This is a genomic window from Paenarthrobacter sp. YJN-D (assembly GCF_015040335.1).
Taxonomy (GTDB): Bacteria; Actinomycetota; Actinomycetes; order Actinomycetales; family Micrococcaceae; genus Arthrobacter; species Arthrobacter nicotinovorans.
This window is the reverse complement of the sequence record NZ_CP053549.1, coordinates 2,875,800-2,888,674: the sequence shown is the minus strand read 5'-3', so window position 1 is coordinate 2,888,674 and position 12,875 is coordinate 2,875,800. Positions and strand designations below refer to the sequence as shown.

Genomic DNA, 12,875 nt, shown 5'->3' with positions numbered 1-12,875 from the left:
GGTGTGGCTCAGGCGCTTTCAGAACGGAGCTGGTCGTGGTCCACGGGGCATTCCGTGGCCGCGGCCGCTGCCTGCGGTTGTTCCACCTGGATGCCGTACAGGGCCTCAAGGGCTGCGACGTAATCGTCTTGCTGGCCGTTGGCCGCGAGCTCGCGGGCTCGGACCGTGGGGATGTGGAGGAGCTGCTTGACCATGCGCCGAAGGGCGAACTCCACCTCCTCGGCGGCAGCGGTGCAGCCGTGCCGGGCGCGTACCTTCTCCATCTCGGCGTCCAGGACGTTCATGGTGTGGCGGCGCAACGCGACAATGGCTGTGTCGACGGAACGGGCTTCGCGTTCGGACTCGAAGGAGGCGGCAGCGCCTGTGACGATTGCGCTGGCCTGGGACAGCGACTCCGCCTGCTCCTGCGGAGCGGCGAGCCGAACCGACTCAAGGGTCAGCAATTCGACGCCTTCCAGTTCACCAACTGCGGGATCAAAATCGTGGGTGAGGGCAAGGTCGATGGCAATCAACGGCTTGCCCGAGTTGGCGCGGACACGTTCAAGGTCCGCGGCTTCGACCCGGTTGTCAGAGCCACTGCAGCCGATCATGACGTCGGCGGCGGCCACAGCAGCGGGGAGCGTGTCGGCGTCGAGCGCGTTGCCGCCGCGGGTGGCGACGAAAGCTTCGGCGCGGCCGGAAGAAGAATAGACGGAGATGTCCGTACAGCCGCGTTCCCGCAGGAGGGACATGGTGGCACCGGCATAGGCGCCCGTTCCGAAGACCACGACTTTCTTGGTGGACCAGTCGTCATTCTCGGCCAGGTCCGTCGCGAGGTCCAAGGCCACGGAGACGATGGACAGGCCGCGAGAGCCGAGGGCGGTCTGTGCGCCAACGTCCTTGGCTGTCTTGGATGCAGCCTGGAAGAGCCGAACAAGCCCGGAGCTCGCTGTCCCTTCCTGCTGGGCTGTGATGAGTGCCCGGCGTACTTGGCCGGCGATTTCACGCTCACCCACTACGGCAGAGTCCAACCCGGCGCTTACCGCGAAGAGGTGGCGGGTGACCTCGGGACCTGTGTGGGTAGCGAAGGAGCGCGAGACGAGTTGTTCGTTGAGTCCGCTGAGCTCGCTGATCTGGGAAACGAGGGCGGAACGGGCTGCTTCGAGGTCAGCCCCGTTGGCCGTTTCGCCGTAAACCTCGTAGCGGTTGCAGGTGGCGAGTACCACCGCTCCGGACACCACGGGGGAATCAGTCAGGGCTGCCGAGGCAAGCCCAGAGGAACCGTTGCTCAACTGAGCGACGGTTTCGAGGTCGATGTCGGCGTGTGTAGCCACCAATGAGAAAAGAACCACAGCACCCCAATCATAGCTTTTTCGTAGCCCGGTAGAACAATATGGCGCCGTGGTGATCCCCACGGAGGCCGGTGATCCGCGACACAACTGCCTTCGCCGGGCTGACGTGACAGTTTGTCGTTATCTTTTGTCCCGGATTTTCGGCACAATCAAAGGCATGACTTCTAGCACGGCAGCATCCAAGAGTACGGCCTCCAACTCCCCGGCGGGTAGCCTCGACGCCAACCACCCGCTGAAGGACGGCCGGACCTCGGACTCACCGTTGATCACGGCCTACCGTGGCGGCAAGCCCTCACGCAGGCCGGTGTGGTTCATGCGCCAGGCGGGCCGTTCCCTGCCCGAATACCTCAAGGTCCGCGAGGGCGTTGCAATGCTGGATTCGTGCTTGAGGCCGGAGCTGGCATCCGAAATCACGCTTCAGCCCGTTCGTCGCCACGACGTCGATGCCGCCATTTTCTTCTCGGACATCGTCATCCCCTTGAAGCTGGCAGGGGTCGGAGTGGACATCGTTCCGGGCGTTGGTCCGGTCCTGGACAAGCCGGTGCGAATCGCGGAGGATGTCGCTGCTCTTCCCAAGCTGACGTGGGAAGCCCTGGAGCCCATCCGCGAAGCCGTCCGCCTTACTGTTGCCGAGCTCGGCACGACGCCGCTCATCGGATTTGCCGGCGCCCCGTTCACGCTTGCCGCCTACATGGTTGAGGGCAAGCCTTCCCGCGACCACCTGGGCCCGCGGACCATGATGCACGCCGACCCTGAGACCTGGACCGCGCTGGCCAACTGGGCTGCCGACGCGTCCGGACTGTTCCTCCAGGCACAGCTCGAAGCGGGTGCTTCCGCAGGCCAGCTCTTCGACTCCTGGGCCGGTTCCTTGGGTCTGGCCGACTACACCAAGTACGTTGCGCCGGCTTCGACCCGTGCGCTGGACCACGTCCGCGGGCTTGGTGCGCCGTTGATCCATTTCGGAACCGGAACCTCCGAGCTCCTGGTCGCCATGCGCGATGTCGGCGTGGATGTTGTCGGCGTCGATTACCGGCTGCCCCTGGATGAAGCCAACCGGCGCCTGGGCGGGACGGTTCCATTGCAGGGCAACATCGATCCCGCGCTGCTTTCGGCACCCTGGGAAGTGCTGGAGGCGCACGTCCGGGAAGTCATCGCTGCCGGCGCCGGCGCCCCTGGGCACGTGCTCAACCTTGGCCATGGAGTACCGCCGGAAACCGATCCCACCGTGCTTACCCGCGTTGTGGAGCTCATCCACTCGATCCCCGCCAAGTAGGGCACGTGCGCGGCGGACACTCAACGCCCAAACAACTCCCGCCGGAAGCCAGGGCAGTGGTGGTGGGCGGCGGAATCTCGGGGCTCCTCGCAGCGCGGGAACTGGCCATGGCCGGCACTTCCGTCACCGTGCTGGAAGCGACCGGAGCGTGGGGAGGCTGCGTCGGGGGCCACGTAGTCGCCGGTCTGCACCTGGACAGCGGAGCGGAGTCCTTCGCCACGCGGTCTCCGGCGGTGGCCGACCTCGCGCGTGAACTCGGCCTGGCGGAACAGATCGTGGCTCCCCACCCGGGAGGGGCCTGGGTACAGCTGCCTGACGGTCCGCAGGAACTGCCCAAAACAGGTGTGCTGGGAATTCCCGCTAATCCGTGGGACCCGGAAGTCCGGCGTTCACTGGGATTCGTGGGAGCAGTGCGAGCTTCCCTTGACCGTTGGCTGCCGGCATCGGTGGGGACATCCTCCGAGGTCACCAGCGTCGCTTCGCTGGTCGCCGCCCGGATGGGCAAAAAAGTACTTGACCGGCTTGTCTCGCCCGTGGTGGGCGGTGTCCATTCGGCCGATCCTGCTCTCCTGGACGTTGATATGGTCGCGCCGGGACTTCGGGCGGGTCTGCGCAAACACGGTTCGCTTGCCGCAGCGGTAGCCGCGCAGCGGAAATCCGGCATCGCGAAAACCGGCAGCGGCCGGTCCGGTAGCGGTCCGGCGAAGGCGGGCTCCGCCGTCGCCGGCCTTATAGGTGGCATGAACACCCTGGTGACCGCGCTGGTAGCCGACCTCCGGGAACGGGATGTGGACCTGGTGCTCGACAAGCGCGCCGAGGACGTGATGAAAACCCGCGCTGGCTGGCGGGTCACCGCCGGAGGTTCGACGTACGACGCCGATCGCCTGGTCGTTGCGCTGGACGGTCCGGCCGCCGTTGGGCTTTTGGAGAAGTCCTTGCCTGAGTTGGCCGCCTTGCGTCCCGCTCCCGGACCGCTGGTGAGCCTGGTGACCCTGGTTGTGGATCTGCCTGAGCTTGATAGTCGTCCGCGCGGGACCGGCATCCTCGTGGCGCCGCAAACCCCCGGGATCAAGGCCAAAGCGCTGACCCACGCCACGGCAAAGTGGGATTGGCTGGCCGAAGAAGCAGGGCCGGGCACGCATGTCCTGCGTCTTTCCTATGGCCGGCGCGAGGAAGCCGGCGGGGGAGCGGACCTTGTTCTGGATGACGAATCCCTCCTGGCTGCAGCCTTGGCGGACGCCTCGGCCCTGCTGACGGTGCCGGTGACCAGTGCAGACGTCGTTGATTGGGATGTCGTGCGGTGGGCTGGGGCGTTGCCTTTTGCCGCCGTCGGTCATAAACAGCGCGTAGCCCAGGTCCGGGAGGCTTGTGCCGCAGCCGACGGCCTGGTGGTCGTCGGCGGTTGGTTGGCCGGGAATGGCCTGGCTGCGGTGGTGGCGGACACGCGGCGCCAGCTCGCCCAAGGAAGCGCGGAAGAACCTTCGTTTCCGTGATTTGCGTCACTTCTACGGCTTGTAGAACTGATCCGTTTCGACTTAGCGGCTGGCACGGGGCAAACTTGAACCATGAGCCACACTTCTGTCGAATCTGTCACTAAAACTGCTGAAACCGAAGAGCAGTTCTTTACGCTCTGGACTGTATTCAAACGCTCGGCCGACGTCCTGCGCAGCGGCGATGCTGCCCAGGAATTTGAAGCCCTGGTCGAAAAGCTTGCCGCCGACGGCGTAGTCCTGCGCGGCAGCTACGACGTCTCGGCCATGCGCTCGGACGCCGACATCATGATGTGGCTCCATGGAGCCAAGCCGGAGGACCTGCAGGCCGCCGTCCGCTCCATCCGCCGCAGCAAACTCTTCGCCGGAACCGAGATCGTCTGGTCCGCCATGGGCGTGCACCGCGAAGCCGAATTCTCCAAGAGCCACGTCCCCGCTTACGCACGCGGGGTTGAGCCCAGCACCTGGCTCTGTGTCTACCCGTTCGTCCGTTCCTACGAGTGGTACATCCTGCCCGCCGAGGAACGTGGCGCCATGCTGCGGGAGCACGGCATGCTGGGCCGGGAATTCCCCCAGGTCATCTCCAACACGGTATCCTCCTTCGCGCTGGGTGACTGGGAGTGGATACTCGGCCTCGAAGCACCTGAACTCGTAGACCTCGTGGACCTCATGCGCCACCTCCGCGCAACTGACGCCCGCAACCACGTCCGCGAAGAAATTCCCTTCTACACCGGCCGCCGCGTCACCGCAGCGGAGATTGCAGAGGTCCTGGCATGAGCACGCCCGTTATCTCCACCGACCTGAACGAAGTGACCGAACGTGGTCGCCAGGAACCCCGAAACTACGATGCCGTACTGCTCGCATCCTTTGGTGGTCCCGAAGGCCAGGAAGATGTCATTCCCTTCCTGCGCAACGTGACCCGGGGACGCGGAATCCCCGACGAGCGGCTCGAAGAGGTTTCCCACCACTACCGCGCTTTCGGTGGCATCAGCCCCATTAACCAGCAGAACCGTGAGCTGAAAGCCGCCATCGAGGCTGAACTGGCCAACCGCGGTATCGAACTGCCGGTCCTGTGGGGGAACCGCAACTGGGACCCGTACATCGCGCCGGTCCTGCAGGACGCCTACGACGCCGGTCATCGCCGTATCCTGATGCTCACCACCAGCATCTACTCCTGCTACTCCAGCTGCCGCCAGTACCGTGAAGACATCGGCGTTGCGCTGACGGAGACAGGTTTGGACGGCAAGCTCCAGGTGGACAAGATCCGCCAGTACTTCGACCACCCTGGCGTGGTCCAGCCCTTCCTTGAGGGTACTGCCGCCGGCTTGGAAGAGATCCGGGGAAAGCTCGCCGCTGCCGGGGAAGCCGACCCGGACTCGAAGATCCGCGTCCTTTTCGCCACGCACTCCATCCCCACGCGTGACGCCGAGGCCGCCGGCCGCTCCGAGGACGAGCCCCGCGAATTCGCCGAGGGCTCCGCATACGCCGCCCAGCACCTGGCCAACGCCAAAGCCATCATGGATGTTGTGGCACCCAACGTCGCCTGGGATCTTGTGTACCAGTCACGCTCCGGTGCACCGCACATTCCGTGGTTGGAGCCGGACATCAACGACCACCTTGAGGAGATTGCGCCCCAGGGCGTCCGCGGTGTAGTCATTGTTCCCCTCGGTTTCGTGAGCGACCACATGGAAGTTGCCTGGGACCTGGACACCGAAGCACTGGAAACCTGCAAGAACCTGGACATTGCGGCAACCCGTGTTCCCACACCGGGCACGCACGCCGCCTTCGTTTCGGGACTCGTGGACCTCATCTGCGAACGGACCGTGGACAACAACATCGCAGACCGTCCGCATGTCACGGACCTGGGCCCTTGGTACGACGTGTGCCGGCCTAACTGCTGCGAGAATTTCCGCGGGGCCAAGCCCGTCATTTCCGAAGCCGGAACCACGATCGGAACCCGCCACGACCCCTATCCAGCGTCGGAGGCAGCCAAGTGACCGTGCGCATCGGCACCAGGGCGAGCAAGCTGGCCCTGACGCAGACGCAGCAAACCGCCGACAAACTGGCTGCGGTTGGCGGCTTCCCAGTGGAGCTCGTGCACATCAGGACCGAGGGCGACGTCAAGACCGGGTCCCTGTCCCAAATGGGTGGCACCGGCGTCTTTGTTGCCGCCCTGCGTGATGCATTGCTGGCCAACAGCTGCGATGTTGCCGTCCATTCCTTGAAGGACCTGCCCACTGGCGCTGCAGTAGGCCTGACCATCGCCGCCACGCCGCAACGCGTGGACGTCCGGGATGTCCTGTGTGCCCGCGATGGCATGACGCTCGCGCAATTGCCTGGAGGCGCCAAAGTAGGCACCGGGTCTCCCCGCCGCGCAGCGCAACTCCGGGCCGCCCGCCCGGATATTGAGGTGCTGGATATCCGCGGCAACGTTGATACCCGCCTGGGCCGCGTGCCGGGACTTCCCGGAAATCCAACGGATGAGGTTGTCCCCGGCAAAACGTGCGACCTCGATGCCGTCGTGCTGGCGGCCGCCGGCCTGGAACGCATCGACCGGCTGGACTCGGTGAGCGAGTTCTTCGAGACGGACGTGATGCTGCCTGCACCCGGACAGGGCGCACTGGCCATCGAATGCCGCACGGACGACGCCCCCCGGCAGGCTGGCAACACCGAGGGTTCCAACGGCGTGCTCGCACAGGCCCTGGCGGCATTGAACGACGACGACACCCGTCTTGCCGTGACAGCGGAACGTGCCGTGTTGGCCCGGCTCGAGGCCGGCTGCGCAGCTCCTGTTGGCGCCTATGCCTTCCGAAAAGGCAGCATGCTGCACCTGGAGGCCGTGGTATGCGCCGTTGACGGCACCAAGACGGTCCGCGAGAAGAAGGCTACCGACGGCTTGACCGAAGTGGGAGCTACGTTGCTGGGCATTGAAGTTGCTGAGCTTCTCCTGGCTGCGGGTGCCGCGGAGATCGCGGATCTTGCAGCGTCCTGAGTCAGCAAACCCCTGGCCCGAAATCCCGGACCCGGTAAACCCGGGCCCGGGAAAACCAGCAGTGCTGGCCGGTCGGCGCATCCTGATCACCAGGAGCGTGGACCGGGCCCAGCCGCTGGCGGACGCCTTGGGCGACCGTGGCGCGGAGCCGCTGGTGCTGCCGTTGATCGATTTCGAACAGGCACGTGACCAGTCCGAACTCGACGCCGGTCTGGACAGGCTTTCTGCCGGTGGCTTCGACTGGCTGGTCATCAGCAGCATCACCACGGTGCGGGTCTTGCTGGAAAAGGCAGCCGGGCGCGGCATGGCCGTCGCAGAGCTGCTGCCCGCCGGGACCAAAGTGGCCACCATTGGCCACTCATCCCGCCAGGTTTTGGAGTCCGTAGGGCTCGTCGTTGACTTGGCGCCGACTGACGTCCAGTCCGCCGAAGGGCTGTTGCAGGTGTGGGAACCAGCGTCGTCGCGGGTTTTCCTCCCACAGGCCGACATCGCAGCGCCAAGGCTGAGGGAGGGTCTGGCCGCGAAAGGAGCGGACGTCACCGCAGTTGTTGCCTACCACACGGTGGACTATCCGGCCCGCGAAGAAGTGCGCGTGACCACGGAGGTTCCTGCCGCCGTCGTGAATTCAGACGCCGTGCACTCCACCCGAGTCATTGCGGCCGTCCTGGAACCCGCCGATGCCCGAAAAGCGATCGACGCCGGGACCGTGGACGCGGTTGTTGCTGCCTCGCCCAGTGCCGCACGGCGGATCGCCGCCTTGTTTCCGTCCTTGGGTACGTGCCGTTTCATCGCGATCGGACGCCCGACGGCGGCAGAAGCCTCGCGGCTCCACCTCACCGTGGCTGCTACAGCCAAAGAACCAACCCCGGACGGCATCGTGGCCGCCCTCGAATCTGTTTTCGCCAACGAAGGGAACCCGCAATGAGCTTTCCGAACCATCGTCCCCGCCGCTTGCGCACGACTGCCGCGATGCGCCGGCTCACAGCAGAAAACAGGTTGGCTCCGGCCGACCTGATCCTTCCGGCGTTCATTCGTGAAGGCCTCACGGAACCGAGCCCCATCAGCTCCATGCCCGGCGTCGTCCAGCACACCACCGATTCGTTGAAGCGCGCAGCCGCCGAAGCTGTGGAACTGGGCGTGGGCGGCATCATGCTGTTCGGCGTACCTGCGGTCCGCGATGCCCGGGGCACAGCCTCCCTCGATCCCGACGGCGTCCTGAACAAAGCCATCCGCGACGTCAAAGCCGAAGTCGGCGATGACCTGGTGATCATGGGCGATGTCTGCCTGGACGAATTCACCGATCACGGCCACTGCGGCGTGCTGGATGCCGAAGGCTACGTGGACAACGACGCCACCTTGGAGATCTACGGCCGGATGGCCGTAGCCCAGGCAGAAGCAGGTGCGCACGTGCTGGGCCCGTCGGGCATGATGGACGGCCAAATCGCCGTCATCCGCCAGGCTCTGGAGGAATCAGGCAACAAGAACACAGCGGTGCTGGCTTACGCCGCCAAATACGCGTCCGCGTTCTACGGCCCGTTCCGTGAGGCTGTCGATTCCCAGCTCAAGGGCGACCGCCGGACCTACCAGATGGATGCCGCCAACCGCCGGGAGGCCATCCTGGAAGTGGAGCTGGACCTCGAAGAAGGCGCGGACATGGTCATGGTCAAGCCGGCCATGAGCTACCTGGACATCCTGGCTGACGTGGCTGCCATGAGTCCCGTGCCGGTCTCGGCCTACCAAATCTCGGGCGAGTACGCCATGATCGAAGCGGCTGCGGCCAACGGCTGGATCGACAGGCGCGGCGCCATTACCGAATCCGTGCTCGGGATCAAGCGCGCCGGAGCCGATACCGTCCTTACTTATTGGGCCTCCGAACTGGCAGGCTGGCTGAAGGAGTCCTGATGACATCCGTTTCCTCCGATCCCACGGCCCCGGTTGCGGCGGACCAGATACTGCTCGGCGTCAACACCTTCGGCGATGCGGGACTCGACGCCGAGGGGAACCCCAAGGAGCACGCCCAAGTCCTGCGCGAACTGCTGGAGGAAGCAAAGCTGGCTGACGCCGTCGGAATCCATGCCTTTGGCGTGGGAGAACACCACCGCCGCGATTTCGCGGTGTCCGCGCCCGAGGTCTTCCTGGCCGCGGCAGCGGCGGTGACCTCACGCATCCGGCTGGGCTCCGCCGTGACCGTGCTCAGTTCGGATGACCCCATCCGCGTCTTCCAACGATTCGCCACTGTTGACGCGCTGTCCAACGGACGAGCCGAAGTGATGCTGGGGCGGGGCTCGTTCATAGAGTCCTTCCCGTTGTTCGGACTGGACCTGGCTGACTACGAGGTCCTTTTCGAAGAGAAGCTGGAACTCTTCGACAAAGTGCGGGCACAGAAGCCCGTGCACTGGGAAGGGCGCACCAGGCCGAACGTCAACGGGCTGCAGGTGTACCCGAAGCTGCAGCACCACCTGCTGCCTGCCTGGATCGGCGTAGGTGGAACCCCCGAATCAGTGTTGCGCTGCGCCGAATACGGTTACCCCATCATCTTCGCGATCATCGGGGGAGAACCGCGCCGCTTTGCGCCCTTGGTCAACCTCTACCGCGAAGCCATGGCCAAGTACGGGCACCCCATGCGCCAGATCGCGACGCACTCACCGGGATTCATCGCCGATACCGACGAGGCCGCCCGCGAGGAGCTCTTTCCGCACTGGCTCGAACAGCGCAACCGGATCGGAGCCGAGCGTGGTTGGGGTCCGGGAAACCGTGGCGAATTTGATGCCATGTGCGGCCCTGAAGGTGCGCTCTACGTTGGCTCGCCGGAAACCGTGGCGCAGAAAATCGCCCTGCTCAAGCGGAACCTGGGCGTGGATCGCTTTGACCTGAAGTACAGCAACGGGACGTTGCCCCACCAATCCATGATGCGCTGCATCGAGCTCTACGGCACCGAGGTGGCTCCGCGGGTTGCCGAGCTGCTGGCTTCGGCCTGAGCCATCTCCACCTCCGGGCGGCACGACCCGCCTCGAATCACTGAAAGAATAGGAACCATGACGTCAAACACCCCTGTGTCCGATCAGCTCTTCGACCGAGCACGGTCCCTGATGCCCGGCGGCGTGAACTCGCCCGTGCGCGCCTTCGGCTCCGTGGGGGGAAACCCGAAGTTTATGGTGTCCGCCAAGGGCGCCTACCTGACCGATGCCGACGGGCAGGAGTACGTTGACCTGGTATGTTCGTGGGGCCCTGCACTGCTGGGCCACGCGCACCCGGCCGTGCTCGACGCCGTCCACGCCGCCGTGGATAGGGGACTGTCCTTCGGTGCGTCCACCCCGGACGAAGCCAATCTGGCCGAAATCGTCAAGGAGCGCGTCTCCGCCGTCGAGCGCCTGCGCATGGTGTCCACGGGCACCGAGGCGACCATGACCGCAGTGCGCCTTGCCCGCGGCTTTACCGGCCGCAACCTGATCATCAAGTTTGCCGGTTGCTACCACGGCCACCTGGACGGTCTGCTGGCAGCGGCAGGCTCCGGCGTCGCAACTTTGGCATTGCCGGGATCCGCCGGGGTCACCGAGGCTACCGCGGCGGAGACTTTGGTGCTGCCGTACAACGACCTCGACGCCGTCGAGGCCGCGTTCGCTGCGCACGGCAGGAACATCGCTGCCGTCATCACCGAAGCGGCGCCCGCCAATATGGGTGTTGTCACCCCCGGCGAGGGCTTCAACGCCGGGCTGTCCCGCATCACCAAGGAACACGGTGCCCTGCTCATCCTCGACGAGGTCCTCACGGGATTCCGCACCGGCTACGCCGGCTACTGGGGACTGACAGGCCGCCAGGAAGGTTGGGCCCCGGACCTGCTCACCTTCGGCAAGGTCATCGGCGGTGGAATGCCGACGGCGGCACTCGGCGGCCGTGCCGACGTCATGGACTACCTCGCTCCCGTGGGCCCGGTGTACCAGGCCGGCACCTTGTCCGGAAACCCTGTGGCCATGGCAGCGGGCGTCGCGACCCTGAGCCATGCAACTCCCGAGGTCTACGCCTACGTGGATGCCCGATCACTGGAACTCTCAGCCGCACTGTCCTCCGCGCTGGACGCTGAAGGGGTGGACCACTCCATTCAAAGGGCAGGCAACCTGTTCTCCGTTGCTTTCGGTACCTCGGCCCACGGTGTGCACAACTACGACGACGCCCAGGGACAGGAGAGCTTCCGCTACGCGCCGTTCTTCCACTCCATGCTGGACTCGGGCGTGTACCTGCCGCCGTCGGTTTTTGAGGCCTGGTTCCTGTCCGCGGCCCATGACGATGCCGCGATGAACCGCATCATCGAAGCCCTCCCTGCCGCTGCGAAGGCGGCTGCCTCGGCCTAGTCCGTCCCATGCCCCGGGCAGTTGCGACCGGCATTTACGGTCTGCAATTGCCCGGGGCATTGCCGTGCCCGCTCAGGGTAGGCTCGTAAGTGGAAACCCAACCCCAACGAATTACGGTTTACCATGCGCAAGTCCCACACAATTGCATCCCTCAGTATGAGCATCGTCGCCGCTGGAGCCTTCGTCGCCATCGCGTCAGGCTGTTCAACCGGGACAGGACCGGGCGGGGCATCGTCCGCAGCGGGAACGTCGCAGGCGCCCGCCTCATCGCAGCCAAGCCCGGCGACGGCTACACCTTCCCCGACGACTTCCGCTGCACAGGCACCCACGGCCGGGACCCCGTCACCGGCCGAGCAACAACTTGCGGCGTTAAGCCTTGAGCAGCGTGTCGGGCAGCTGTTCATGGTGGCGGCCAAGGCTACGGGCGCCGAGCCGGGCACCATGGAAGCGCTGAAAAAATACCATGCAGGGAACGTGTACCTCAGCGGGCGAAGCAAAGCCGGCACTTCCGCCACGGCTGCCGTCGTTTCCTCGCTGACCGGTACCGTTTCGCCGGCGACCACCGGCGGTGTTCCCCTCTTTGTCGCAACTGACCAAGAGGGCGGATTTGTCCAGGTTCTCTCCGGGCCAGGGTTCTCCACCATTCCCACAGCCTTGGTGCAGGCATCATCGGGTCCGGCGAAGATTCGGGCCGATGCCGCGGTGTGGGGGAGGGAGCTTCTCGGCGTGGGAGTCAACGTCAACCTTGCTCCTGTTCTGGACACGGTGACCAGTGCTCAGTTTGCACCCTCCAACGGTCCCATTGGCCATTTCCAACGTGAGTACGGCTTTGCGCCGGAGACTGTCTCGGAGCTGGGAAACGCCTTCGCCGATGGCATGAAGGACGCAGGGGTAGCGCCGGTGGTGAAGCACTTTCCGGGTCTGGGACGCGTTGTGCCAAATACCGATGTCACCAGCCATGTGCGGGACAGCGCTACAACCCGCACAGATCCTGCCTTGGGGCCTTTCAAGGCAGCGGTCGCGTCGGGCACCAAATGGGTCATGATCTCCAATGCCTATTACGACAAAATCGATCCCGCCAATATCGCACCGTTTTCGCCCATGGTGATGGACACGATGCTGCGCGGAGATATCGGATTCAAGGGCATTGTCCTGTCGGATGACCTGTGCAGCGCGGCTCAGTTGGAGGCTTGGTCAGATGCCGACCGTGCGCTGAACTTCTTTGGTGCCGGAGGAACCATGCTGGTCTGTGCTGATCCCACCAGCATTCCGGCGATGCACCAGGCTGTCGTGAAGAAGGCCCAGGCGGACCCCGCCTTCCGCGCCAAGGTGGACGCTGCCGCCCTGACGGTGCTGCGGATCAAGAACGGTCAGTAGGACCGGCGCACGAGCAGTAAAAAAGCCCCGCCCTTCCAGTGACGGGCATTGGCATGATCGTCG

General features: G+C 65.1%; 11 protein-coding genes. 10 read left to right on the top strand and 1 reads right to left on the bottom strand.

Going from position 1 to position 12,875, the window contains the following annotated elements; genetic code table 11:
* Nucleotides 1-8: 8 nt before the first annotated feature.
* Nucleotides 9-1,331, bottom strand: a complete 1,323-nt coding sequence (locus HMI60_RS13325) for a glutamyl-tRNA reductase (protein WP_018776512.1) — start codon at nucleotides 1,329-1,331, stop codon at nucleotides 9-11.
* Nucleotides 1,332-1,488: 157 nt separating this feature from the next.
* Between HMI60_RS13325 and hemE the strand changes: the two genes are divergently transcribed.
* The 10 genes from hemE (at nucleotide 1,489) to HMI60_RS13275 (ending at nucleotide 12,812) form a co-directional block, all read left to right on the top strand.
* Nucleotides 1,489-2,604 carry a uroporphyrinogen decarboxylase gene (hemE, locus tag HMI60_RS13320; protein ID WP_193589793.1) on the top strand — a complete coding sequence of 372 codons (1,116 nt, stop codon included), beginning with the start codon at nucleotides 1,489-1,491 and terminating at the stop codon, nucleotides 2,602-2,604.
* 5 nt (nucleotides 2,605-2,609) lie between these two features.
* Nucleotides 2,610-4,097 (top strand): protoporphyrinogen oxidase, encoded by a 1,488-nt coding sequence (hemG, locus tag HMI60_RS13315; RefSeq protein ID WP_255520203.1) that lies wholly within the window; start codon nucleotides 2,610-2,612, stop codon nucleotides 4,095-4,097.
* 72 nt (nucleotides 4,098-4,169) lie between these two features.
* Nucleotides 4,170-4,871, top strand: coding sequence for a hydrogen peroxide-dependent heme synthase (gene hemQ, locus HMI60_RS13310; RefSeq protein WP_193589792.1), 702 nt, complete (start codon nucleotides 4,170-4,172; stop codon nucleotides 4,869-4,871).
* Nucleotides 4,868-6,091, top strand: coding sequence for a ferrochelatase (locus HMI60_RS13305; RefSeq protein ID WP_018776508.1), 1,224 nt, complete (start codon nucleotides 4,868-4,870; stop codon nucleotides 6,089-6,091). The genes hemQ and HMI60_RS13305 overlap by 4 nt, the downstream gene beginning before the upstream one ends.
* Nucleotides 6,088-7,086, top strand: coding sequence for a hydroxymethylbilane synthase (gene hemC / locus HMI60_RS13300; RefSeq protein WP_018776507.1), 999 nt, complete (start codon nucleotides 6,088-6,090; stop codon nucleotides 7,084-7,086). Before HMI60_RS13305 ends, hemC begins: the two co-directional genes overlap by 4 nt.
* Before the next feature lie 61 nt (nucleotides 7,087-7,147).
* Nucleotides 7,148-8,011, top strand: a complete 864-nt coding sequence (locus tag HMI60_RS13295) for a uroporphyrinogen-III synthase (RefSeq protein ID WP_193591180.1) — start codon at nucleotides 7,148-7,150, stop codon at nucleotides 8,009-8,011.
* Nucleotides 8,008-8,988, top strand: a complete 981-nt coding sequence (gene hemB / locus HMI60_RS13290) for a porphobilinogen synthase (RefSeq protein ID WP_018776505.1) — start codon at nucleotides 8,008-8,010, stop codon at nucleotides 8,986-8,988. Before HMI60_RS13295 ends, hemB begins: the two co-directional genes overlap by 4 nt.
* The gene (locus HMI60_RS13285) at nucleotides 8,988-10,064 is read left to right on the top strand and encodes an LLM class flavin-dependent oxidoreductase (RefSeq protein ID WP_018776504.1); all 1,077 of its coding nucleotides are present in this window, start codon (nucleotides 8,988-8,990) and stop codon (nucleotides 10,062-10,064) included. Before hemB ends, HMI60_RS13285 begins: the two co-directional genes overlap by 1 nt.
* Before the next feature lie 57 nt (nucleotides 10,065-10,121).
* Nucleotides 10,122-11,435, top strand: coding sequence for a glutamate-1-semialdehyde 2,1-aminomutase (gene hemL, locus HMI60_RS13280; RefSeq protein WP_018776503.1), 1,314 nt, complete (start codon nucleotides 10,122-10,124; stop codon nucleotides 11,433-11,435).
* Nucleotides 11,436-11,591: 156 nt separating this feature from the next.
* Entirely contained in the window at nucleotides 11,592-12,812 is a 1,221-nt protein-coding gene (locus tag HMI60_RS13275) for a glycoside hydrolase family 3 N-terminal domain-containing protein (RefSeq protein WP_227453532.1), read from the top strand.
* Nucleotides 12,813-12,875 lie beyond the last annotated feature (63 nt).

Coding starts and splice junctions, on each gene's coding strand:
- hemQ (WP_193589792.1), top strand. CDS start 4,170: ATGAGCCACACTTCTGTCGAATCTGTCACTAAAACTGCTGAAACCGAA.
- hemB (WP_018776505.1), top strand. CDS start 8,008: ATGAGCTTTCCGAACCATCGTCCCCGCCGCTTGCGCACGACTGCCGCG.
- HMI60_RS13285 (WP_018776504.1), top strand. CDS start 8,988: ATGACATCCGTTTCCTCCGATCCCACGGCCCCGGTTGCGGCGGACCAG.
- HMI60_RS13275 (WP_227453532.1), top strand. CDS start 11,592: ATGAGCATCGTCGCCGCTGGAGCCTTCGTCGCCATCGCGTCAGGCTGT.
- HMI60_RS13305 (WP_018776508.1), top strand. CDS start 4,868: ATGAGCACGCCCGTTATCTCCACCGACCTGAACGAAGTGACCGAACGT.
- hemE (WP_193589793.1), top strand. CDS start 1,489: ATGACTTCTAGCACGGCAGCATCCAAGAGTACGGCCTCCAACTCCCCG.
- hemL (WP_018776503.1), top strand. CDS start 10,122: ATGACGTCAAACACCCCTGTGTCCGATCAGCTCTTCGACCGAGCACGG.